The 21,127-nt window shown below is 71.4% G+C and carries 22 protein-coding genes and 1 pseudogene; 5 read left to right on the forward strand and 18 right to left on the reverse strand.

The genetic code is table 11. The annotated features are described in order from the left end of the window. Window positions 1–54: 54 nt before the first annotated feature. The 10 genes from gatB to ACFUO4_RS35925 form a co-directional block, all read right to left on the reverse strand. Window positions 55–1,569: an Asp-tRNA(Asn)/Glu-tRNA(Gln) amidotransferase subunit GatB gene (gatB, locus tag ACFUO4_RS35880; RefSeq protein ID WP_383492751.1), complete on the reverse strand. Its 1,515-nt coding sequence runs from the start codon at window positions 1,567–1,569 to the stop codon at window positions 55–57. A gap of 15 nt (window positions 1,570–1,584) precedes the next feature. Further along, window positions 1,585–1,824, reverse strand: a complete 240-nt coding sequence (locus ACFUO4_RS35885) for a hypothetical protein (protein WP_059198130.1) — start codon at window positions 1,822–1,824, stop codon at window positions 1,585–1,587. Further along, a complete protein-coding gene (gatA, locus tag ACFUO4_RS35890) occupies window positions 1,821–3,326 on the reverse strand; it encodes an Asp-tRNA(Asn)/Glu-tRNA(Gln) amidotransferase subunit GatA (protein WP_079310764.1) in 1,506 nt (501 codons plus the stop codon). The genes ACFUO4_RS35885 and gatA overlap by 4 nt, the downstream gene beginning before the upstream one ends. A 6-nt stretch (window positions 3,327–3,332) precedes the next feature. Continuing rightward, window positions 3,333–3,629, reverse strand: coding sequence for an Asp-tRNA(Asn)/Glu-tRNA(Gln) amidotransferase subunit GatC (gatC, locus tag ACFUO4_RS35895; RefSeq protein WP_007384860.1), 297 nt, complete (start codon window positions 3,627–3,629; stop codon window positions 3,333–3,335). A 67-nt stretch (window positions 3,630–3,696) separates the two neighbouring features. Beyond that, window positions 3,697–4,206: a cupin domain-containing protein gene (locus ACFUO4_RS35900; RefSeq protein WP_383492755.1), complete on the reverse strand. Its 510-nt coding sequence runs from the start codon at window positions 4,204–4,206 to the stop codon at window positions 3,697–3,699. 70 nt (window positions 4,207–4,276) lie between these two features. Then, window positions 4,277–6,538: a putative bifunctional diguanylate cyclase/phosphodiesterase gene (locus ACFUO4_RS35905; RefSeq protein WP_383492758.1), complete on the reverse strand. Its 2,262-nt coding sequence runs from the start codon at window positions 6,536–6,538 to the stop codon at window positions 4,277–4,279. 270 nt (window positions 6,539–6,808) lie between these two features. Next, the gene (gene ligA, locus ACFUO4_RS35910; RefSeq protein WP_383492761.1) at window positions 6,809–9,001 is read right to left on the reverse strand and encodes an NAD-dependent DNA ligase LigA; all 2,193 of its coding nucleotides are present in this window, start codon (window positions 8,999–9,001) and stop codon (window positions 6,809–6,811) included. Between the two features lie 15 nt (window positions 9,002–9,016). Next, window positions 9,017–10,024 (reverse strand): methionine synthase, encoded by a 1,008-nt coding sequence (locus ACFUO4_RS35915; RefSeq protein ID WP_383492764.1) that lies wholly within the window; start codon window positions 10,022–10,024, stop codon window positions 9,017–9,019. A gap of 34 nt (window positions 10,025–10,058) precedes the next feature. Further along, window positions 10,059–10,757, reverse strand: coding sequence for an SDR family oxidoreductase (locus ACFUO4_RS35920; protein WP_079310768.1), 699 nt, complete (start codon window positions 10,755–10,757; stop codon window positions 10,059–10,061). 7 nt (window positions 10,758–10,764) lie between these two features. Then, the gene (locus tag ACFUO4_RS35925; RefSeq protein ID WP_079310769.1) at window positions 10,765–11,304 is read right to left on the reverse strand and encodes a TIGR00730 family Rossman fold protein; all 540 of its coding nucleotides are present in this window, start codon (window positions 11,302–11,304) and stop codon (window positions 10,765–10,767) included. Window positions 11,305–11,355: 51 nt separating this feature from the next. Here ACFUO4_RS35925 and ACFUO4_RS35930 point away from each other — a divergent pair, with 51 nt between their 5' ends. Together ACFUO4_RS35930 and ACFUO4_RS35935 are read left to right on the forward strand one after the other, a co-directional pair. Then, window positions 11,356–11,682, forward strand: coding sequence for a DUF427 domain-containing protein (locus ACFUO4_RS35930; protein WP_059198137.1), 327 nt, complete (start codon window positions 11,356–11,358; stop codon window positions 11,680–11,682). Between the two features lie 49 nt (window positions 11,683–11,731). After that, window positions 11,732–12,514, forward strand: a complete 783-nt coding sequence (locus ACFUO4_RS35935; protein WP_383492769.1) for an alpha/beta fold hydrolase — start codon at window positions 11,732–11,734, stop codon at window positions 12,512–12,514. Between the two features lie 93 nt (window positions 12,515–12,607). On the opposite strand, the gene mnmA is transcribed toward ACFUO4_RS35935, so the two are convergent. Beyond that, complete coding sequence (gene mnmA, locus ACFUO4_RS35940) at window positions 12,608–13,735, reverse strand: tRNA 2-thiouridine(34) synthase MnmA (RefSeq protein WP_079310770.1); 1,128 nt, start codon at window positions 13,733–13,735, stop codon at window positions 12,608–12,610. 60 nt (window positions 13,736–13,795) lie between these two features. Here mnmA and ACFUO4_RS35945 point away from each other — a divergent pair, with 60 nt between their 5' ends. After that, entirely contained in the window at window positions 13,796–14,461 is a 666-nt protein-coding gene (locus ACFUO4_RS35945; RefSeq protein ID WP_079310771.1) for an N-acetylmuramoyl-L-alanine amidase, read from the forward strand. A 12-nt stretch (window positions 14,462–14,473) separates the two neighbouring features. Here ACFUO4_RS35945 and ACFUO4_RS35950 read toward each other — a convergent pair whose 3' ends face one another. From ACFUO4_RS35950 to ACFUO4_RS35960, 3 genes are all read right to left on the reverse strand, one after another. Further along, window positions 14,474–15,637: a cysteine desulfurase family protein gene (locus tag ACFUO4_RS35950; protein WP_383492774.1), complete on the reverse strand. Its 1,164-nt coding sequence runs from the start codon at window positions 15,635–15,637 to the stop codon at window positions 14,474–14,476. Between the two features lie 65 nt (window positions 15,638–15,702). Next, on the reverse strand, window positions 15,703–15,990 hold the full coding sequence (locus tag ACFUO4_RS35955) for a DUF4190 domain-containing protein (protein ID WP_079310775.1): 288 nt from the start codon (window positions 15,988–15,990) through the stop codon (window positions 15,703–15,705). Between the two features lie 38 nt (window positions 15,991–16,028). Further along, window positions 16,029–16,193, reverse strand: coding sequence for a hypothetical protein (locus ACFUO4_RS35960; RefSeq protein WP_097269263.1), 165 nt, complete (start codon window positions 16,191–16,193; stop codon window positions 16,029–16,031). Between the two features lie 146 nt (window positions 16,194–16,339). Between ACFUO4_RS35960 and ACFUO4_RS35965 the strand changes: the two genes are divergently transcribed. Beyond that, complete coding sequence (locus tag ACFUO4_RS35965; RefSeq protein WP_383492779.1) at window positions 16,340–16,966, forward strand: TetR family transcriptional regulator; 627 nt, start codon at window positions 16,340–16,342, stop codon at window positions 16,964–16,966. Window positions 16,967–16,991: 25 nt separating this feature from the next. Here the strand turns inward: ACFUO4_RS35965 and ACFUO4_RS35970 are convergent, their stop codons facing one another. The 3 genes and pseudogenes from ACFUO4_RS35970 to ACFUO4_RS35980 form a co-directional block, all read right to left on the reverse strand. Continuing rightward, a complete protein-coding gene (locus ACFUO4_RS35970) occupies window positions 16,992–17,381 on the reverse strand; it encodes a hypothetical protein (RefSeq protein WP_383492782.1) in 390 nt (129 codons plus the stop codon). A 99-nt stretch (window positions 17,382–17,480) separates the two neighbouring features. After that, window positions 17,481–18,256 (reverse strand): annotated as a pseudogene (locus tag ACFUO4_RS35975) (helix-turn-helix transcriptional regulator). 70 nt (window positions 18,257–18,326) lie between these two features. Next, window positions 18,327–19,181: a thioesterase family protein gene (locus tag ACFUO4_RS35980; protein ID WP_383492785.1), complete on the reverse strand. Its 855-nt coding sequence runs from the start codon at window positions 19,179–19,181 to the stop codon at window positions 18,327–18,329. 146 nt (window positions 19,182–19,327) lie between these two features. Between ACFUO4_RS35980 and ACFUO4_RS35985 the strand changes: the two genes are divergently transcribed. Further along, window positions 19,328–20,551, forward strand: coding sequence for an alpha/beta hydrolase (locus ACFUO4_RS35985; RefSeq protein WP_383492788.1), 1,224 nt, complete (start codon window positions 19,328–19,330; stop codon window positions 20,549–20,551). Here ACFUO4_RS35985 and ACFUO4_RS35990 read toward each other — a convergent pair. Then, window positions 20,460–21,116 carry a trimeric intracellular cation channel family protein gene (locus ACFUO4_RS35990; RefSeq protein WP_079306097.1) on the reverse strand — a complete coding sequence of 219 codons (657 nt, stop codon included), beginning with the start codon at window positions 21,114–21,116 and terminating at the stop codon, window positions 20,460–20,462. The genes ACFUO4_RS35985 and ACFUO4_RS35990 overlap by 92 nt on opposite strands. Window positions 21,117–21,127: the final 11 nt, after the last annotated feature.

A 21,127-nucleotide genomic window follows, 5' to 3' on the forward strand; every position in this document is an offset into this window, starting at 1 on the left:
CAAGCAGAAGGCCCCGGAGGCAGCGCTTCCGGGGCCTTGTGCGTCGTACGAAGGTCAGCCCTCGCTGACGCCCAGCTTCTCCAGGATCAGCTCCTTGACGCGGGCCGCGTCGGCCTGGCCGCGGGTCGCCTTCATGACCGCGCCGACCAGGGCGCCGGCCGCGGCGACCTTGCCGGAGCGGATCTTGTCGGCGATGCCCGGGTTGCCGGCGATGGCATCGTCAACGGCGGTGCCGAGGGCACCCTCGTCGGAGACGACCTTCAGACCGCGCTTCTCGACGACCTCGTCCGGGGTGCCCTCGCCCGCGAGGACGCCCTCGATGACCTGACGGGCCAGCTTGTCGTTCAGGTCGCCCTTCGAGACCAGCTCGGAGACGCGGGCGACCTGCACCGGCGTGATGGCCAGCTCGTCCAGCGACGTGCCCGACTCGTTGGCGCTGCGCGCCAGTTCGCCCATCCACCACTTACGGGCGGAGGCCGCGTCGGCACCGGCGTCGATCGTGGCGACGATCGGGTCCAGCGCGCCGGCGTTGAGGATCGCCTGCATGTCGGTGGCGGAGATGCCCCACTCGGCGAGCAGCCGGTTGCGGCGGGCCAGCGGCAGCTCGGGCAGACCGGCGCGGATCTCCTCGACCCACTCACGGGAGGGGGCGACCGGGACGAGGTCCGGCTCCGGGAAGTACCGGTAGTCCTCGGCCTCTTCCTTCACGCGGCCCGAGGTCGTGGACCCCGTGTCCTCGTGGAAGTGCCGGGTCTCCTGGATGATCGTGCCGCCGGACGAGAGAACGGCCGCGTGCCGCTGGATCTCGAACCGGGCCGCACGCTCCACGGAACGCAGCGAGTTGACGTTCTTGGTCTCCGAACGGGTGCCGAACTTCTCGGTGCCGTGCGGGCGCAGCGACAGGTTCACGTCGCAGCGCATCTGGCCCATCTCCATGCGGGCCTCGGAGACGCCGAGCGCCCGGATGACCTCGCGCAGCTCACGGACGTACGCCTTGGCGACCTCGGGAGCGCGCGAGCCTGCGCCCTCGATCGGCTTGGTGACGATCTCGATGAGCGGGATGCCGGCGCGGTTGTAGTCCAGCAGGGAGTGGGACGCGCCGTGGATACGGCCCGTCGCGCCGCCGACGTGCGTCGACTTGCCGGTGTCCTCCTCCATGTGGGCGCGCTCGATCTCCACGCGGAAGGTCTCGCCGTCCTCCAGCTGCACGTCGAGGTAGCCGTTGAAGGCGATCGGCTCGTCGTACTGGGAGGTCTGGAAGTTCTTCGGCATGTCCGGATAGAAGTAGTTCTTCCGGGCGAAGCGGCACCACTCGGCGATCTCGCAGTTCAGCGCGAGACCGATCTTGATCGCCGACTCGACGCCGGTCGCGTTGACGACCGGGAGCGCGCCGGGCAGGCCGAGGCAGGTGGGGCAGGTCTGCGTGTTGGCGTCCTGACCGAGTTCGGTCGAACAGCCGCAGAACATCTTGGTCTTGGTGCCGAGTTCGACATGGACCTCAAGGCCCATGACGGGGTCGTACGACGCCAGCGCGTCCTCGTACGACACCAGGTCGGTCGTGGTGGTCACGGTGAAACTTCCCTCTCAGCCCAGCAGGACGTCGTCGTCGCCCAGCCGCTTCAGCTCGCGGTACAGGATGGCGAGGCCGGTGACGATCGCGACCGCGGAGACGGTGGCGTCGATCAGCCGGAGCGTGTCCTGCTCGGTGCGGGCCTTCTTGATCTGCTTGGCGACACCCAACGCGCCGAACGCGGTGGTGGCCATCGACAGGTACGTACCGGACTTGGACTTCTTGAAGTCCTTGGCCTTGGTCAGCTTGCTCACAGCGACGGTGCCTCCTCGAGAAGCGGGTGCCCCCACTTTTCCACGAAGGCGGCCTCGACGGCGGCGCCGACCTTGTAAAGACGGTCGTCCTTCAGCGCCGGGGCGATGATCTGGAGGCCCACCGGGAGGTTGTCCTCGGGCGCCAGACCGCACGGCAGCGACATCGCCGCGTTGCCCGCGAGGTTCGTCGGGATGGTGCACAGGTCGGCCAGGTACATCGCCATCGGGTCGTCGGCACGCTCGCCGATCGGGAAGGCGGTGGTGGGCGTCGTCGGCGAGACGATGACGTCGACCTGCTCGAAGGCCTTCTCGAAGTCGCGCGTGATGAGCGTGCGGACCTTCTGGGCGCTGCCGTAGTAGGCGTCGTAGTAGCCGCTGCTCAGCGCGTACGTGCCGAGCATGATGCGGCGCTTCACCTCGGGGCCGAAGCCCGCCTCACGGGTGAGGGAGGTGACCTCCTCGGCCGAGTGGGTGCCGTCGTCGCCGGTCCGCAGGCCGTAGCGCAGGCCGTCGAAGCGGGCGAGGTTGCTCGAACACTCGGACGGGGCGATGAGGTAGTACGCCGACAGGGCGAGGTCGAAGGACGGGCAGTCCAGCTCGACGATCTCGGCGCCCAGCTCCTTGAGGAGCGCGACGGACTCGTCGAAGCGCTGGATGACACCGGCCTGGTAGCCCTCGCCGCGGAACTGCTTGACGACACCGACGCGCATGCCCTGGACGCTGCCGTTGCGGGCGGCCTCGACGACCGGCGGGACCGGGGCGTCGATGGACGTGGAGTCGAGCGGGTCGTGCCCGGCGATGACCTCGTGCAGGAGGGCCGCGTCCAGGACCGTACGGGCGCACGGCCCGCCCTGGTCCAGGGAGCTGGAGAAGGCCACCATGCCGTAGCGGGAGACCGCTCCGTACGTCGGCTTGACGCCGACCGTGCCGGTGACGGCGGCCGGCTGGCGGATGGAACCGCCGGTGTCGGTGCCGATGGCGAGGGGCGCCATGTGCGCGGCGAGCGCGGCGGAGGAACCGCCGCCGGAGCCGCCGGGGATGCGGGTGAGGTCCCACGGGTTGCCGGTCGGCCCGTACGCGCTGTTCTCCGTCGAGGACCCCATGGCGAACTCGTCCATGTTGGTCTTGCCGAGGATGACGACGTCGGCGGCCTTCAGACGCTTGGTGAGGGTGGCGTCGTACGGCGGGATCCAGCCCTCGAGGATCTTCGAGCCGACGGTCGTCGGGATGCCCTCGGTGGTGAAGATGTCCTTCAGCGCGAGGGGCACACCGGCGAGCGGCCCGAGCTTCTCGCCCCGCTCGCGCTTCTCGTCGACGGCACGCGCCTGCGCCAGCGCGCCCTCGCGGTCGACGTGCAGGAAGGCGTGCACCTTCTCGTCGACGGCCTCGATCCGGGCGAGGTGGGCTTCGGTGACCTGGACGGCCGTGAGCTCGCCGGAGGCGATCTTCGCGGCGGTCTCGGCGGCGGTGAGCTTGATGATGTTGACGTTGTTGTCCGTCATGACTTCTTAGTCCTCCCCCAGGATCTGCGGCACCTTGAAACGCTGCTGCTCCTGGGCCGGGGCGCCGGAGAGCGCCTGCTCGGGGGTGAGCGACGGACGGACCTCGTCCGCCCGCATGACGTTCGTCAGCGGGAGCGGGTGCGAGGTCGGCGGTACGTCTTGGTCGGCGACCTCACTGACGCGTGCGACCGCGCCGATGATGTCGTCCAGCTGTCCCGCGAAGTGCTCGAGCTCTTCGGGCTTCAGCTCCAGACGCGCCAGCCGGGCGAGGTGGGCGACCTCCTCGCGCGTGATGCCAGGCATGCAGCGATCCTCTGGGGTGAGTGTGTGTGGTTTGGGGCCAATCCTATGGGGCCGGGGGCGGTGACGGTTACGCGGTTTCCCCAGGGGCCGGGCGGGCCTCCCACGCCTCGCTCCGCAGGAAGTGGTTGTCGTAGAGCTCCTGCACCTCCAGGATGCTCTCCGGACCGACCTCGCCGAGGCGGATGCGCTGCAGATGACGGAAGTACTCGAAGCGCTCCACGCCCGGGGTGATGACGATCAGCAGGTCGGCGGTGGAGCCGGGGGCGGCGGCGAAGGCGTGCGCCCTGCCGGGCGGGACGATGACGAGGTCGCCGCGCTCGGCGGTGACGATGTCGTCGCCGGACAGGAGCTGGGCCTCGCCGTCGAGGAGGAAGAACATCTCGGCGGAGTTGCGGTGCAGATGCGGCTTGGCGCCGTCGGCGCCCTGGCCGAGGGTGACGCGCACGGTGGACAGCGCGCCGCCGGACGCGCTGCTGTCGGCGAGCAGCTTCACGGCGACGGGATCTCCGCCGAGGGTCTCGGCCTCGGCGTCACGGACCACCACGGAGTCGTCGAACTTCGGTACGAACAGCGACATCTTCATTCCCCCTGATGACTGGTGTTGATCATTTCAACGCCGGGTCCCCGGGGGCTGATTCCGGCGGTTCCTACTCGTCGGCCGCGGCGGCCGGCAGGGCCGCCCGCGGCCGCTGCCAGCCGCGCGATCCGCGCGCCCGCAGCCAGGCCGTCGTCTCCTCGGCCGGCATCGCCGCCGCGACCAGCCAGCCCTGTACGGCGTCACAGCCCAGGTCGCGCAGGCGCTCCCAGGTCTCGTCGTCCTCGACGCCCTCGGCGACGACCAGCAGGCCGAGGGAATGGGCGAGGTCGAGCGTGCAGCGGACGATCTCGGCGTCCTCGGCGTCGACGGCGAGGCGGGCCACGAACGAGCGGTCGATCTTCAGTTCGCTGACGGGAAGGCTCCGCAGGTGCACCAGGGACGAGTAACCGGTGCCGAAGTCGTCGAGGGACATCTTCACGCCGTGGCCGGTCAGCCCGGCGAGGGTGTCGGCGGCGCGCTGCGGGTCCTCCAGCAGCACGTGTTCCGTTATCTCCAGCTGGAGGGAGCCCGCCGGGACGCCGTGCCGGGCGAGGCGGGCGGCGACGGAGCCCGCGAAGCCGGGGGTGTGGACGTCACGCGGGGAGACGTTCACCGCGACCGGGACGTACAGCCCCTGGGCCCGCCATGCGGCGACCTGGGCCAGCGCGGTGTCGAGGACGTACTCGGTGAGGTGGGGCATCAGGCCGGAGGACTCGGCGATGGCGATGAACTCGTCCGGCGGCACCTTCCCGCGCTCCGGGTGCACCCAGCGGACCAGGGCCTCCAGGCCCGCCACCTGTCCGTCGAAGCGGACCTTGGGCTGGTAGTGCAGCTCGACCTCGTGCGCGTCGAGGGCGCGGCGCAGGTCGCCCAGCAGGCCGAGCCGGTCCGGGGTGTTCGAGTCCCGTTTGGACTCGTAAACCTCGACGCCGGTCCGGTCCCGCTTCGCCTGGTACATCGCCACGTCCGCCCGGCGCAGCAGCCCCTCGGCGTCGAGGGCGTGGTCGGGGAAGACGGCGACTCCGGCGCTGGCCTCCAGGACGAGGGTGAGCCCGTCGAGGTCGAGCGGGGAGCTGAGGGCCGAGACGAGGCTGCGGGCGACGCGGGTCGCGGACGTCGTGGAGTCGGCGACCGGCAGTAACACGGCGAACTCGTCGCCGCCGAGCCGCGCGGCCTCCGCCCCGCGCGGCAGGGCCTGCTGGAGCCGGTCGGCTATCTGCAGGAGCAGGCGGTCACCGGCGAGATGGCCGAGCGTGTCGTTGACCGACCGGAAGCGGTCGAGGTCGATGAGCATCAGGGCCGAGCGGGCGCCGATGCGTTCGGCGTCGTCCAGGGCGGTCCAGATGCGTTCGAGGAGCCACTGGCGGTTGGGCAGCCCGGTCAGCGGGTCGCGCAGCTGCTCCTCCGCCCGGGCCCGGGCCATCCACAGAGTGGAGTCGAGGGCTATCAGCGGGATGGCGAAGAGCGGCAGCAGCAACGGCTTGGCCGCGGCGACGACACAGACCAGCGGGGCGATGCCGAGCAGCGCGACCGCGACCAGGCCCTGTCTGACCAGGGCGGTGCGGGCGACCGTGGGCAGTCCGCCGGTGCGGGGAGCGTGCAGGTACCACAGCAGGATGCGGGTGACCGCGAGATAGGCGGCCGCGACGAGGACGATCTCGGGGACCGTGTAGAGGGTCCAGGTCTCGGGGTTCCAGGGGGCCTCGACGCTGGGTACGCGGCCGAAGGCGGCCAGGATCAGCGCGCCGCCGGCGATGCCGAGGATGTCCACCGCGCCGTGCAGGACGCCCTGCCGCCAGCGGTGGCGCCTGGCTATGCCGACCAGGACGACGACGGTGAGGCTGACCATGCCGGCCGGCACCCAGCCGTACAGCATCAGGACGGCGAGGGTGAGGGCGGCGCCGGAGCCGGTGCCGCCCCACCAGCGGGCGCGGCCGAGCGCGACGAGGTGACCGACGATGACGCCGGTGAGCACGGCGAGGGCCCAGCCGACGGTGCCGGACGGGAAGAGGGCGTGGCTTCCGGTGAACGCCCGGTAGAAGCCCGCCCCCAGCACGAACCCGGCCGCCGCGACGACCGCCGCGGGCAGCGCGGGCCAGGACAGATGCCGCTCGTGCTCGGCCCCGGGCAGCCCGGAGGTGTGGTCGGTGGTGAGCGGTACGGCGGTGCGGTCGTCCACGGCGGTGTACGGTCCGGTCGGCACGGCGGGGCCGGTGACCCGCGCCTCGTCCCGCGGACGCTCCGCGGTGCCCGGCGCCCGGCGGCTCCCCCGCCATGCGCCGGCCAGCCGGCGCAGCCGCGAGTACGGGGCGGCGCTCTCGGTCGGTTCCATTCCCGTCCCTCTCACAGCCGGCGGTGCCCACGCCACGCGGCCCGTTGCCCGACAAACCCTCTACGGCGCCGCGTTGGAAAACCCTTTCCCGTCCTCCTGAGGAGCACGGGGTTGCCCCAACCGCAGCTGGGCACGGCAGGCGCACATCTCAACAGTAGGCCGCAGAAGGCTTCCACGGGCAGCGGTCGTCGACGGTTGCCCGAATGCGCCCCGGCCACCCGTATGCATCTGGTATGCGCCGATCGGGTGGCCTTCAACCGCCGCTCCGCCCTACTCCTCGATGGGAAGTGCGACTTCGGCGGCCGCTTCCGGACCCTGTTCCAGCAGGACGTTGAAGCCGTCCTCGTTCAGAACGGGCACCTTGAGCTGCATCGCCTTGTCGTACTTCGAACCAGGATTGTCACCCACAACCACGAAAGACGTCTTCTTCGAAACAGAACCGGTCACTTTCGCTCCACGCGACTGAAGGGCGTCCTTGGCGCCGTCGCGGGTGAAGTGCTCCAGGGTGCCGGTGACGACGACGGTGAGGCCTTCGAGGGGGCGGGGGCCTTCGTCCTCGCCGGTGTTCTCCTCCTCCATGCGGACTCCGGCGGCCCGCCACTTGCGGAGGATCTCCTGGTGCCAGTCCTCGGCGAACCACTCCTTGAGGGACTTGGCGATGATGGCGCCGACCCCGTCGGTGTTCGCCAGCTCCTCCTCCGTGGCCTGCTCGATGCGCTCGATCGAGCGGAACTCGCGGGCGAGCGCCTCCGCCGCGACCGGCCCGACATGCCGGATCGACAGACCGGTCAGGACACGGGCCAGCGGGCGCTGCTTGGCCGCCTCGATGTTCTCCAGCATGGCGAGCGCGTTCTTGCGGGCGCCGCCCTCCTTGTTGGCGAAGATCAGGGCGGTCTTCTCCTCGCCGGTCTCCGGGTCCCGCTTGGGCAGCCCGCTGTCCTGGTCGAGGACGTACGCCTTGATGGGCAGCAACTGCTCGATGGTGAGGTCGAACAGGTCGCCCTCGTCTTTCAGCGGCGGCTCGGCGGGCTCCAGCGGTTTGGTGAGGGCCGCGGCCGCGACATAACCGAAGTGCTCGATGTCCAGCGCCTTGCGGCCCGCGAGGTAGAACAGGCGCTCGCGCAACTGGGCCGGGCAGCTCTGGCCGTTGGGGCAGCGCAGGTCGACGTCGCCCTCCTTCATGGGCCGCAGCGGCGTCCCGCACTCGGGGCACTCGCTGGGCATCACGAACTCCCGCTCACTGCCGTCCCGCAGGTCGACCACGGGCCCGAGAATCTCCGGGATCACGTCACCGGCCTTGCGCAGCACCACGGTGTCGCCGATGAGAACGCCCTTGGCCTTGACGACGTCCTGGTTGTGCAGCGTGGCGAACTCGACCTCGGAGCCCGCGACGGTCACCGGCTCGACCTGGGCGTAGGGCGTGACCCGGCCCGTACGGCCCACGCCGACGCGGATGTTGACGAGCTTGGTGTTCACCTCTTCCGGCGCGTACTTGTATGCAATCGCCCAGCGCGGGGCGCGGGAGGTGGAGCCGAGGCGGCCCTGGAGGGGGATCTCGTCGAGCTTGACGACCACGCCGTCGATCTCGTGCGCCACGGAATGGCGGTTCTCCCCGTAGTACGCGATGAACTCCCGTACTCCGTCGAGGCCGTCGACCACCTTGTTGTGCGTGGACGTGGGCAGGCCCCACGTCTTGAGCAGGTCGTAGGCCTCGGAGAGGCGGGTCAGGCCCTCGAACCCCTCCAACGCGCCGATGCCGTGGACGACCATGTGCAGGGGCAGGGTCGCCGTGACGCGGGCGTCCTTCTGACGCAGTGAACCGGAGGCGGAGTTGCGAGGGTTGGCGTAGGGCTTCTCCCCCGCTGCCACACGGCGGGCGTTCAGGTCCTCGAAGGCCTCCATCGGGAAGTACACCTCGCCGCGGATCTCCACGAGCCGTGGGACCTTGTCGCCCTTGAGCCGATGCGGGATCTCCCCGATCGTCATGACATTGGGCGTGATGTCCTCGCCGACCCGCCCCGTGCCTCGGGTGGCCGCACGGGTGAGCCGTCCGTTCTCGTAGGTCAGGTTCACCGCGAGACCGTCGACCTTGAGCTCGCACAGCAGGTGGTAAGCGGATGTGCCCACGTCGTTCGCCACTCGCTCGACCCAGGCGGCGAGTCCGGCGTCGTCGAAGACGTTGTCGAGCGAGAGCATGCGCTCGCGGTGCTCGACCTTCGCGAGGTCCGTCTCGAACTCCACCGCGACCGTCTGCGTCGGTGAATCCGGCGTGCGCAGCTCCGGGTACTCGTCCTCCATCGCCTCCAGAGAACGCAGGAGCTCGTCGAACTCCGCGTCGCTGATGACCGGGGCGTCCTGCGTGTAGTACCGGGTGCGATGCTCCGTGATCTGCTCAGCGAGCTGCGCGTGCTTCTCCCGTGCCTCCGCGGGCACCGTCGTCTCCGCTTGCTTGTCGCCGGCCACCGTGTTGTCCTCCCGTTACTCTGGGTTGTCCGCGAGAGATCTCGCCGCCTGGACGCAGTGGGCGAGAGCCCTGCGCGCGTAGTCCGGGGAGGCCCCCGCGAGGCCGCACGCCGGAGTGACCGTCACGGCCTCCGCGAGAAGCCCCGGATGCAGCCCCAGCCTGCGCCACAGCGTCCTGACACCCATGACGCTACCGGCAGGGTCTGACAATGCCGCGTCCGTGCCGGGCACGACACCGGCGAAGAGCCGGGTACCCGCTTCCACCGCCTCACCGATCGCGTCGTCGTCACGCTCGGTGAGGAGCGAGAAGTCGAAGGAGACCGCCGCCGCGCCCGCCCGACGCAGCAGGGCGAACGGGACGTCCGGTGCGCACGAGTGGACCACGACGGGGCCGTCGGCGTGAACCCCGACGACGTCGCGGAGCGCGGACTCGACGATCTGCCGGTCGACGGCGCGGTGGGTGCGGTAGCCGCTGGCCGTCCTGACCTGTCCGCGGAGGACGGCGACGAGGGAGGGCTCGTCGAGCTGGAGGACCGGCTGGGCGCCGGGGACACGGCGCCGCACCTCGGCGAGATGCTGCCGCAGCCCCTCCGCGAGGGAGCCGGCGAGGTCACGGCAGGCGCCGGCGTCGGAGAGGGCGGACTCGCCGTTGCGCAGCTCCAGGGCGGCGGCCAGCGTCCAGGGGCCGACCGCCTGCACCTTCAGCTGTCCCTCGTACCCCTGGGTGAACTCCTCCAGCGCGTCGAGGTCCTCGCCGAGCCAGGACCGGGCCCGTTTGGTGTCCCGGCCCGGCCGGTCCCCGAGCCGCCAGCCGCTGGGCTCCACGCGCGCGTACAGCTCGACGAGCATCCCCGCGGTCCGGCCGATCATGTCGGCGCCGGGTCCGCGGGCGGGGAGCTCGGGCAGGAACGGGAAGTCCTCGAAGGAGCCCGTCGCCGTCTTAGCGGCTTCCCGGGCGTCCCCGCCGGGCAGGGAGCCGACGCCGGTGGCGGCGGCGAAGGTGAACTGGCTGTTGGCACTCACCTGGACAGCGTATGCAACCCGGCCGACCGCTCCGTCAGCGTCCCGGCCGCACCGTCAGGTCGTTGACCTCCGCGTCCCGTGGCAGGTCGAGCGCCATCAGGATGGTCGTCGCCACGGACTCGGCGTCGATCCACTTCGAGGCGTCGTACTCCTTGCCCTCCTGCTGGTGGACCTTGGCCTGCATCGGGCTCGCGGTGCGGCCGGGGTACACCGAGGTGACCCGGACGCCGTTGCCGTGCTCCTCGTGGCGCAGGGAGTCGGCGAGGGCCTTGAGGCCGTGCTTGGAGGCGGCGTACGCGGACCAGTCGGCGTGCGCGTTGAGGCCCGCGCCGGAGTTCACGAACACCACGTGGCCGCGGGCGGCGCGGAGTTGGGGCAGGAAGTGGCGGGTCAGCTCGGCCGGGGAGATCAGGTTGACGTTCAGCTGGTGGCGCCAGGACTTCGGGGTGAGGTCGCCGACCGGGCCGAGGTCGACGACGCCGGCGATGTGCAGCAGGGAGTCGACCCGGTCCGGGAGGCTCTGGTGGGAGAAGGCCCAGCTCAGCTTGTCGGGGTCGGCGAGGTCGCCGACGAGCGTCTGCGCGCCGGGGAACTCCGCCGCCAGTTCCTTCGCGCGGCCCGCGTCGCGCGCGTGCAGGACGAGGTCGTCCCCGCGCGCGTGGAGGCGGCGGGCGACGGCCGCGCCGATGCCGGAGCCCGCACCGGTGATCACATGAGTAGCCATGGTCGTCATCGTCGCACTAGGCGACGCCTCGGCTCTCCTCCAGGTACGCCAGCGCCCCCACCGGCTCCTCCGCGAAGAACACCAGGTCGGTGAGGGGGACGGGCAGGAAGCCCTCGTCCTCCATGCGCCGGAACTGTTCCTTCAACCCGTCGTAGAAGCCCGCGGTGTTGAGCAGGACCACCGGCATGTCGGTGTGGCCGTGCTTCTTCAGTTCCAGGATCTCGGTGGCCTCGTCGAGCGTGCCGGTGCCGCCCACCATGACGACGACCGCGTCGGCCTTCTCCAGGAGCAGCCGCTTGCGCTCGGCGAGGTCCTTGGCGACGACCATCTCGTCGACGCCCGGGCGGACCTTGGCGGCGAGGAACTCCACCGACACCCCGACGAGTTTGCCGCCCGCCTCCTGCACGCCGTCGGCGACGACCTTCATCAGGCCGACGTCCGAGCCGCCCCACACGAGCGTGTGCCCGCCCTTGCCCAGCAGTTTCGCGAACTCGCGCGCGGGGCGCGTGTAACGCTCGTCGAGGTCGGCGGCGGAGAGGAAGACACAAATACGCATGGGGCCACCGTACGCGGGAAGAACCGGGGCCCCGCGAGCGCTTCTCCTCCCATGGCCTCAGGACACACGATCACCATCGAGCAAGGCGACCGGCACGTGCGCGTGGTGCACGGCGACCAGGTACTGGCGGAGAGCGAACGGCCGCTGATCCTGAAGGAGACGGGCTCTCCGGTGCGGTACTACCTGCCGCCGGAGGACGTCCGCCTCGACCTCCTGACCCCCTCCGACACCCACACCTACTGCCCCTTCAAGGGCACGGCGTCCTACTGGTCGCTGCCCGACGCGGCGGACCTGGTGTGGTCCTATCCCGACCCCAAGCCGGACGTCGCCCAGATCAAGGACCACCTGTGCTTCTACGAGGTGGAAATCACCGATTAGTCCCGCGCGTCGCCGATTAATTCCGTGCCCCGTGGAAGTCTCCACAGGCATGGACAAGAAAACTCTTTCCCGCGACGGCACCCCGATCGCCTACGAGATCTCCGGTCAGGGCCCGGCCGTGATCCTGGTGAGCGGCGCGATGTCGACGGGCGGCACCGTGGCGCCGCTGGGCGCGCTCCTCGCCGACCGGTTCACGGTCATCGGGTACGACAGGCGGGGCCGCGGCGCGAGCGGCGACACGGCCCCGTACGCGGTGGAGCGCGAGGTCGAGGATCTCGCCGCGCTCATCGACGCGGCGGGCGGCGAGGCGTGCCTGTACGGCATCTCGTCGGGCGGGGCACTGGTCCTGGAGGCGGTGGCGAGCGGGCTGCCGGTCCGCAGGGCCGCCGTGTACGAGGTGCCCTTCGCCGACTTCTCCGAGCAAGGGGCGAAGGAGCGCGCCGCGTACACCGAGAACCTGACGGCGGCGCTCGCGGAGGGCCGACGCGGGGACGCGGTGGAGCTGTTCCTCACGCTGACCGGCATGGCGCCCGAGATGATCCGGGGCGCCCGGCAGTCGCCCATGTGGGCCGGCATGGAGGCGGTCGCCCCGAGCCTCGCGTACGACGACGCGGTCATGGGCGGCGGTCTGCTGCCCCGGGAGCGGCTGGCCTCGGTCTCCGTCCCCGTGCTGGCCGTCGCGGGCGGGGCGAGCCCCGACTGGCTGCGGGAGGCCGCGCGCGCGGTGGCGGATGCGGTGCCACAGGGGTCGTACCGGAGCCTGGAGGGTCAAACCCACATGGTGGATCCGAACGCCCTGGCCCCGGTGCTCGCCGAGTACTTCACGCCGTAGCGACGGCCCGGGCACTTCACGCCGTAGCGAGGGCCGGGCACTTCAGGCCGTAGCGACGGCCGGGCATTTCCCGCCGGAGGGGCGCCGGGCGCTTCACGCCGGAGCGGTCGCCGTCGCGCGCGTGGTCGTCGCGATCGTCGCCGAGCCGACCACGCGCGTGCCGTCGTAGAGCACGATCGCCTGGCCGGGTGCGACGCCCCGGACCGGCTCGGTGAACGACACCCGCAGCTCGCCGTCGACCAGTTCCGCGCTCACCTCGGTCTCGCCGCCGTGGGCGCGGAGCTGGGCGGTGTAGGTGCCGGGGCCCTCGGGGGCCGTGCCGCACCAGCGCGGCTTGATGGCCGTCAGGGCGCTGACGTCGAGGGAGGCGGCGGGGCCGACCGTCACCGTGTTGTTCACCGGGGAGATGTCCAGGACGTAGCGCGGCTTGCCGTCGGCCGCCGGGGTACCGATCCGCAGGCCCTTGCGCTGGCCGATGGTGAAGCCGTACGCGCCCTCGTGGCTGCCGATCTTGGCGCCGGACTCGTCGACGATGTCGCCCTCGGCCTTGCCGAGGCGGTTCGCGAGGAAGCCCTGGGTGTCTCCGTCGGCGATGAAGCAGATGTCGTGCGAGTCGGGCTTCTTCGCCACCGCCAGGCCCCTGCGCTCTGCCTCCGCGCGGATCTCGTCCTTCGTCGTGACCGTGTCACCCAGCGGGAAGAGGGCGTGGGCGAGCTGCTTCTCGTCGAGGACGCCGAGGACGTACGACTGGTCCTTGGCCATGTCGGAGGCGCGGTGCAGCTCGCGGGTGCCGTCCTCGCGGACGATCACCTGGGCGTAGTGGCCGGTGCAGACCGCGTCGAAGCCCAGCGCGAGCGCCTTGTCGAGGAGCGCGGCGAACTTGATCTTCTCGTTGCAGCGCAGGCACGGGTTCGGGGTGCGTCCGGCCTCGTACTCGGCGACGAAGTCCTCGACGACGTCCTCGCGGAAGCGGTCGGCGAGGTCCCAGACGTAGAACGGGATGCCGATGACGTCGGCGGCGCGGCGGGCGTCGCGGGAGTCCTCGATGGTGCAACAGCCACGCGCGCCCGTGCGGAACGATTGCGGGTTCGCCGAGAGGGCGAGGTGGACACCGGTCACGTCATGGCCGGCTTCCGCGGCGCGGGCGGCGGCGACGGCGGAGTCCACGCCGCCGGACATGGCGGCGAGGACGCGGAGGGGGCGCTGCGTGGAGTGAGTCATAACCCCTCCAGGGTACGGGGGCGCGGGAACCGGAGCCCACGCGTATCCGTTCACGATCACATGGGGGCGACAGAGGCATCCAGGGACGGCGATCGGCGCCTCGGGCGACGCGCCCTGATGATCGGCGGCGCGGCGGCCGCCATCGGCACGGGCGTGCTGGCCCGGGACGAGCTGGCGCGCCTGTGGTGGCGTACGCCCGGGGTGGAGAAGCCGCGCAAGGAGGGCGAGGTCGACTACGCGGGCGCGCGGTGGGTGGCGGCGTCGGAGGCGAACTGGCGGCGCGCGGACCGTCCCGACGACTACGGCATAGACATGGTGATCATCCATGTCACCCAGGGCAGCCTCGCCAGCGCGGTGAAGGCCTTCCGAGACCCCGGACACCAGGCGGCGGCGCACTACATAGTCGGCCGGGACGGCCGCGTCACGCAGATGATCCGCGAGCTGGACGTGGCGTACCACGCGGGCAACCGCGACTACAACGAACGCAGCGTCGGCATCGAGCACGAGGGCTTCGTGGACCGGCCCGAGGACTTCACCACCGCGATGTACGCGTCCTCGGCCCGGCTGACGGCGAGGATCTGCGCGCGCTACGACATACCCGTCGACCGCGAGCACATCATCGGCCATGTGGAGGTGCCGGGGACGGACCACACCGACCCGGGCGAACACTGGGACTGGGAGCGGTACATGAAGCTGGTGCGGAGGGCGCGTACGGCCGTCGCCTGAGCCTCGGAGCCGTTACGTCAGCCCCGCCGCCCGCGCCCGTTCCACGGCCGGCCCGATCGCCTTGGCCACCGCCTCCACGTCCGCCTCCGTGGAGGTGTGGCCGAAGGAGAAGCGGAGGGTGCCGCGGGCCAGGTCCGGGTCGGTGCCGGTGGCGAGGAGGACATGGCTGGGCTGGGCGACGCCGGCGGTGCAGGCGGAGCCGGTGGAGCACTCGATGCCCTGGGCGTCGAGGAGCAGCAGGAGCGAGTCGCCCTCGCAGCCGGGGAACGTGAAGTGGGCGTTGGCCGGGAGCCGGTCCACCGGGTCGCCGCCGAGGATCGCGTCCGGCACCGCCGTACGCACCGCTTCGACGAGGGCGTCGCGCAGGGCGCCGATCTCGCGGGCGAACCATTCACGCTGCTCGGCGGCGAGCCGGCCGGCGACGGCGAAGGAGGCGATGGCGGGGACGTCGAGCGTGCCGGAGCGGACATGGCGCTCCTGGCCGCCGCCGTGCAGGACGGGGACGGGGGTGTACTCGCGGCCCAGCAGCAGGGCGCCGATGCCGTAAGGTCCGCCGACCTTGTGGCCGGAGACGGTCATGGCGGCGAGCCCGGAGGCGGCGAAGTCGACGGGGATCTGGCCGTAGGCCTGGACCGCGTCCGCGTGCAGCGGGACGTCGAACTCGGCGCAGACGTCCGCCAGTTCGCGGACCGGCAGGATGGTGCCGATCTCGTTGTTGGCCCACATGACGGTGGCGAGGGCCACGTCGTCGGGGTCGCGGGCGATGGCCTCGCGCAGGGCGTCGGGGTGGACGCGGCCGTACCTGTCGACGGGGAGGTACTCGACGGTGGCGCCCTCGTGTTCGCCGAGCCAGTGGACGGCGTCCAGGACGGCGTGGTGCTCCACGGGGCTGGCGAGCACCCGGGTGCGGGCCGGGTCGGCGTCGCGGCGGGACCAGTACAGGCCCTTCACGGCGAGGTTGTCGGCCTCGGTGCCGCCGGAGGTGAAGACGACCTCGCTGGGGCGGGCGCCGAGGGATTCGGCGAGCGCCTCGCGGGACTCCTCGACGGTGCGCCTCGCGCGGCGGCCGGCCGCGTGGAGGGCGGAGGCGTTGCCGGTGACGGCCAGCTGGGCGGCGAGCGCCTCGACTGCCTCGGGAAGCATCGGGGTGGTCGCGGCGTGGTCGAGGTAAGCCATGGTGCGTTGATTCTACGGGGCCGCGTGCGGAAGCCTCATGGCAAGGCTCCCCGGCGCCGGGGGCCTCAGAAGCTCCAGGACACCGTGCTGTCCATCTGCATGACCGTCACCAGGACCAGGAGGTCCGCGACGCCCAGGCCCATGCCCAGGAAGGCACGGCCGCGGCGGGCGGTGCCGCGCCACAGGGCGACGGCGGCCAGGGCGATGGCGACCGGGCCGAGGAAGACGTTCAGGACGAGCAGGCCCAGGAGGCCGAGGATGAAGGACGCCACGGCCATGCCGTCGGCGTCGCGGGTCCCGGTGCGGCGGCCGCTGCTGGTGCTGGTGCTGTTGGCCGGTGCGGTGAGCTGCATGGTGATCAATCCCCCAGGATCAGTCGGGTGGGGCGGGCTCAGTGAGCGGACGAGTTGCGGCGGGCGTGGCGCTCGCGGAGCGCGAAGATGCCCAGCCAGGCGGCGATGACGGCCGCGGCGACGGCGGTGAAGGCGAACGGCGCGTGGGCGACGGTGCCCAGGACGGCGCCGAAGAGCAGAAGTGCGGCGACGAGGAACAGCATGGGATGCAACCCCCTCCGAAACACCCCTCGTGGGCGTCTCTCGTTACGTTTCGGTGAACAGTTGTAGTAACACTTGTTCACTGACTACAGAGTCTAGCGCGTGCGACGACTTCTCAATTCCAGAGAACAGTTGTTTACTGCATGGCATGAGTCACACCCTCGGTATCCGGCAGGCCCAGAAGCAGAAGACCCGACAGGCGCTCCTGGACGCGGCGTTGGGACTGCTGGAGGAGCAGAGCCTGAGCAGCCTGGGCCTGCGCGAGGTCACGCGCGCGGTCGGCGTCGCCCCGACCGCCTTCTACCGGCACTTCCGCTCCACCGCGGATCTCGGCGTGGCACTGGTCGAGGACACGCTGGGCAGCCTGCACCCCATGATCCGGACGACGGTGTCCACGGCGGACGACAGCGAGCAGCGCGTGGTGCGCGCCGTCGAGCTGATCGCCCGTCATGTGGACGCGTACCCCGCACACATCAGGTTTATCGCCCGGGAACGACATGGCGGGGTCCAGCCGGTCCGGGAGGCCATCCGGGAGCAACTGGCCCGGTTCGGCCAGGAGGTGAAGGACGAGCTGGCCAAGGACCCCGAGTCGGCCGGCTGGAGCGAGGACGACCTCCTCATGCTCGCCAATCTGTACGTCGACCAGATGCTGATCACCGCCTCCCTGTTCCTGGAGGCCCAGGAGGCCAGCTCCGAGGAGCGGGACCGGGTGATCCAGGTGGCGACCCGCCAGATGCGGCTGATCAGCATCGGCCGTCATCACTGGCTGGACTGAGGCCCCCGCCGTACGACCCCCGCGGTCAGTTCTTCGTCGCCGACGAGGTCGCCTGCCCGCTCGGCGCCCCGCTCGGCGCCCCGCTGGGCATCCCGCCACCACCGCCCGGGCCGCCGCACCCGCCGCCCTGACCGCCGCCGGGACCACCCTGGCCGCCGCCCGGCCCGCCGCTCGGCATGCCCGAGGGCGCGCCGGACGGCTGGGCGGTGCCGCCCGCCGTGGGAGCGCCCGAGGGTGCGCCGCTGGGCCTGCCCGAGGGGTTCCCGCTGGGCGCGCCGGACGGGGCCTGACAGGCCTGCTGCCCGGAGTTGCCGCTGTTCGAGGAGGAGGACGAGTCCCCCGAGCCACAGGCCACCAGGGCGAGCGGTGAGAGCGCCAGCAGGGCCACCGCGGGGACGAGACGCACGCGCTTCATGAGAAACAACTCCAAGAACGATGAGGGGAGTCTGGAAGCGGGCACTCAATCAACGCGCCTTAGGGCTTCCTTGGGCCCGCGCTGTCCCCGGCCTGTGCGTCAGGCAAAGCGGTCCTCAAGCCGCCCCTCTGACCTGGGGTTCTCCGTCGGCTCCCCGCCTGCTCGCTGGTACAGGTCCGTGACAGAAGCGGCCCCCCGGGCCGGCTCCGCGCGCACCTCGGGCGACGAGAGGACCTCCACGCGGTCGGAGAACGCCAGGAGTTGACGGGCCTCGCCCAGCACGCCGTACGACAGCCGGGCGGTCACCCACACCCCTGTGCCGCCGTCGTCGGGCAGTTCGGTCAGCCAGCCGGTCATCGTCCGCAGGAACAGGTCGAGTCGGTCGCGGCGGACCCGGACGACGACGTCGATGCCGCCGGGGCGTTCCTCGACCTGGCGGCGCAACTGCTCCCGGACGTCGGCGAGTTCGACACCCGGCCGCCGCCGCACGGCGACCTCCAGATGCGCCGCGAGGTGACGTCGCCAGCGGGGCGGTGCGGGGTCGGGTCGGGAGCGCCGCCATCACCTAGCGCAGCGGAACCGGGCGCGGTGTCGAGGCCGAGGGCGGCGTGCGCGCCCTGCGCGGCCAGGATGAACAGGGCGCGGGACTCGTCGGCGGTCAGTCCGGTGGCGTCCGTGCGGAAGCCCGCGAGGAGTTCGATGCCGCCGTGCCGGCCGCGCTCGGCGTAGACCGGGACACCGGAGGCGGACAGGGCCTCGATGTCCCGGTAGACGGTCCGGACGGACACTTCCAGCCGCTCGGCGAGCTCGGGCGCGGGGATCCGCCCGCGGATCTGGAGGAGCAACAGGACGGAGAGGAGACGGTCGGCCTTCACGGCACCGGGATGCCGCCGTCTCCGCCCCCCGTCGCTCAGGCCGGCGGAGGCGTCCGCCTCCCCCGGTTCCTCAGCCCAGCCTGACCCGCGCGAGCTGGCGGGACTGGGCCACCAGGCGGTCCGCGCTGTCCCAGACCTCGGCGTCCTCCTCCAGGAAGCCGCCGGCGAGGTTGCGGGTGGTGATCGAGACGCGGAGGGGGCCGGGGGTCGGGCGGCAGCGGACGTGAACCGTCAGCTCGACCGTGGGGACCCAGCCCTTGAGGCCGATCTCGAAGGCGGTCGGCGGCAGCGCGTCCACCGCGAGCAGCAGGGAGAGGGGGTCGGCGTCGCGGCCGTCGGCGAGGCCGAACCAGGAGCGCATCTCACCCTTGCCGGACGGGGCGCCGAGCGCCCAGCCCAGGGTCGAGGGGTCCAGCTTGAGCATCAGCCGGTCGGTGATGGCCGAGCTGCCGTCGACGGGGGCCGGACCGTCCTCGGGGCCGAAGCACTGGTCCATGGGCGGGAACGCGGGCGGCCGCGCCGACGTACGGACGTCGTCGGGGAGGGAGTCGAGGTCGCCGTAGGAGGCGAGGACGCGGATGCGCTCGACCTCGGCGCCCTGTTCGTCGTACTGGAAGAGCGAGGCCTGACCGGTGGAGAGGGTGCGGCCGGTGCGCACCACGTCCGTGCGGATCACCGCGGGGCCCGGCTGGGACGCGGTGAGGTAGTGCGCGGAGATGGTGAACGGGTCGGCGTGCGGCAGGGCGTCCGCGAGGGCGCGGCCGAGGACGGCCAGCAGATAGCCGCCGTTGACGGCGTTGATGATCGTCCAGCCGGCGGAGAGGTCGATGTCGTAGACCCCGGGTTCCCGGCGGGTGACCGCGGTGTCCCGGTCGAACTCGCTGTCGCCGATCGTGGCGCGCGTGACGGAGGCTGCTTCTGGCATGGGTGAACGGTACAACAGCTAACTACTAAGCGGTAGCTTTGCTCGGCGCCCGCCAGGGAGCCATCCAGGTGAGACCCGGGCAATTTCTCGGTAAGTGTCCGTACTCGTCCGTAAACCCCGGGCCCGGCCTCGCCCTCTGTAGGGACATGAGCCTCACCGGGACCACGTTCCTTTACACGCTGATCGTGCTGTCCGTCGTCGCCGTCCTGCTGCCGCTGGCGCTGTGGTCGCGGCTGCGCGGACCGAAACCGCTGCGGGCCCTGGGCCGGCTGCTGATGGTGCTGTTCGCCCAGGGCACGGCCGTCGCACTCGTCTTCGTGCTGGTCAACAACGAGAACAACCTGTACGACAACTGGGCCGACCTCCTCGGCACCGGCAACCACGTCGAGCAGGCCGCGAACCTCGGGGCGGACGGCACCGGCGGCATCGCGCTGAAACGGTTGCCCAAGGTCCGCCAGCGCTTCTCCCCCGCCGTCGGGCCCGGCATGGGCGGCGTCCGCGTCACCCAGCTCAAGGGCCGGGTGTCGGGCGTGAACGCCGAGGTCTACGTCTGGCTGCCGCCGCAGTACCACCAGGCCGCCTACCGGCACCACAGGTTCCCCGTGGTGGAGCTGCTGTCGGGCTACCCGGGCTCGGCGAAGGCCTGGTTCGGGTCGCTGCACGCGGTGAGCCAGCTCCAGCCGCTGATGCGGGACGGCAAGGTCGCGCCGTTCATCCTGGTCGCCCCGAGGATGAACCTGCTGGCCGGGGTCGACACCGGGTGCGCCAACATCACGGGCACGGTGAACGCCGACAGCTGGCTCAGCATCGACGTGCCGAAGATGGTCACGGACAACTTCCGCGCCCAGCCGGGCCCCACGGGCTGGGCCGCCGCCGGGTACTCCGCGGGCGGCCACTGCGCGACCAAGCTCGCCGTCGCCCACCCCGACCGCTACCGGGCCGCGATCAGCATGTCCGGCTACAACGACCCGATCGGCGAACCCACTTCGCTGGCCGCCGAGACCCCGGCCCTGCGCCGCGCCAACAACCCCTACGTCCTGCTGCGCGACGCCCGCACCCCGCCCGCGATCGCGCTCTACCAGTCCGGCCAGCCGGGCGACGGCTACGAGGCGGCCACCGGCCTCGAACAGATCGCGAAGGCCCCGACGACCGTGCACGTCGTCTTCATCCCCAAGAGCGCGGGCGGCCACAACATGGCGCTGTGGCGGCCCCAGGTGATCCCGGCCTTCCACTGGCTGACGCAGCAGATGGGGCTGCTGCACGGCCGGGCGGGCGGCCCTACTCCTCGCGCACGGTCGACCGGCGGTTCCAGGCCCGCGGAGCTCGCCAGTGGTAGCGCATCGCCAGCAGCCGCAGCACGAAGGCCGTGATCGCGGCGAGGGAGCTGGTGAACGGCGTCAGGGTGTCGTAGCGGATGCAGAGCACCACCATCGTGGCGCCGACGATCGCTGGGACCGCGTACAGGTCGCGGTCCCAGCGCAGCAGCGACGGCACCTCGTTGGCGAGCACGTCACGCAGCACACCCCCGCCGACCGCGGTGGCGAGGCCGAGGGTGGCGGACTGGGTGAGGCCGAGACCGTAGTCGTACGCTTTCGTCGTCCCCGTCACGCAGAACAGGCCGAGGCCCGCCGCGTCGAAGACGTTCACGCCGAGCTGGATGCGCTCCACCTGCGGGTGCAGGAAGACGATCAGCAGCGCGGCGAGCAGCGGGGTGACGAAGTACCCCAGGTCGGTGAAGGCGGCCGGGGGTACCGCGCCGATGATCAGGTCCCGGAACAGCCCTCCGCCCAGCGCGGTGACCTCGGCGAGGACGGCGATGCCGAAGACGTCGAAGTTCTTGCGCACGGCCAGCAGCGCGCCGGAGATGGCGAAGACGAAGATGCCGATCAGGTCGAGCGTGTGCTGGACGGAGGGGGCAAACAGTGGCTCAAGCACCCCACATTCTT

The organism is Streptomyces sp. NPDC057280, from assembly GCF_042668605.1.
Taxonomy (GTDB): Bacteria; Actinomycetota; Actinomycetes; order Streptomycetales; family Streptomycetaceae; genus Streptomyces.

Coding starts and splice junctions, on each gene's coding strand:
- gatA (WP_079310764.1), bottom strand. CDS start 3,326: ATGACGGACAACAACGTCAACATCATCAAGCTCACCGCCGCCGAGACC.
- gatC (WP_007384860.1), bottom strand. CDS start 3,629: ATGCCTGGCATCACGCGCGAGGAGGTCGCCCACCTCGCCCGGCTGGCG.
- ACFUO4_RS35900 (WP_383492755.1), bottom strand. CDS start 4,206: ATGTCGCTGTTCGTACCGAAGTTCGACGACTCCGTGGTGGTCCGTGAC.
- ACFUO4_RS35905 (WP_383492758.1), bottom strand. CDS start 6,538: ATGGAACCGACCGAGAGCGCCGCCCCGTACTCGCGGCTGCGCCGGCTG.
- ACFUO4_RS35920 (WP_079310768.1), bottom strand. CDS start 10,757: ATGACGACCATGGCTACTCATGTGATCACCGGTGCGGGCTCCGGCATC.
- ACFUO4_RS35925 (WP_079310769.1), bottom strand. CDS start 11,304: ATGCGTATTTGTGTCTTCCTCTCCGCCGCCGACCTCGACGAGCGTTAC.
- ACFUO4_RS35930 (WP_059198137.1), top strand. CDS start 11,356: ATGGCCTCAGGACACACGATCACCATCGAGCAAGGCGACCGGCACGTG.
- ACFUO4_RS35935 (WP_383492769.1), top strand. CDS start 11,732: ATGGACAAGAAAACTCTTTCCCGCGACGGCACCCCGATCGCCTACGAG.
- mnmA (WP_079310770.1), bottom strand. CDS start 13,735: ATGACTCACTCCACGCAGCGCCCCCTCCGCGTCCTCGCCGCCATGTCC.
- ACFUO4_RS35945 (WP_079310771.1), top strand. CDS start 13,796: ATGGGGGCGACAGAGGCATCCAGGGACGGCGATCGGCGCCTCGGGCGA.
- ACFUO4_RS35950 (WP_383492774.1), bottom strand. CDS start 15,637: ATGGCTTACCTCGACCACGCCGCGACCACCCCGATGCTTCCCGAGGCA.
- ACFUO4_RS35955 (WP_079310775.1), bottom strand. CDS start 15,990: ATGCAGCTCACCGCACCGGCCAACAGCACCAGCACCAGCAGCGGCCGC.
- ACFUO4_RS35960 (WP_097269263.1), bottom strand. CDS start 16,193: ATGCTGTTCCTCGTCGCCGCACTTCTGCTCTTCGGCGCCGTCCTGGGC.
- ACFUO4_RS35965 (WP_383492779.1), top strand. CDS start 16,340: ATGAGTCACACCCTCGGTATCCGGCAGGCCCAGAAGCAGAAGACCCGA.
- ACFUO4_RS35970 (WP_383492782.1), bottom strand. CDS start 17,381: ATGAAGCGCGTGCGTCTCGTCCCCGCGGTGGCCCTGCTGGCGCTCTCA.
- ACFUO4_RS35980 (WP_383492785.1), bottom strand. CDS start 19,181: ATGCCAGAAGCAGCCTCCGTCACGCGCGCCACGATCGGCGACAGCGAG.
- ACFUO4_RS35985 (WP_383492788.1), top strand. CDS start 19,328: ATGAGCCTCACCGGGACCACGTTCCTTTACACGCTGATCGTGCTGTCC.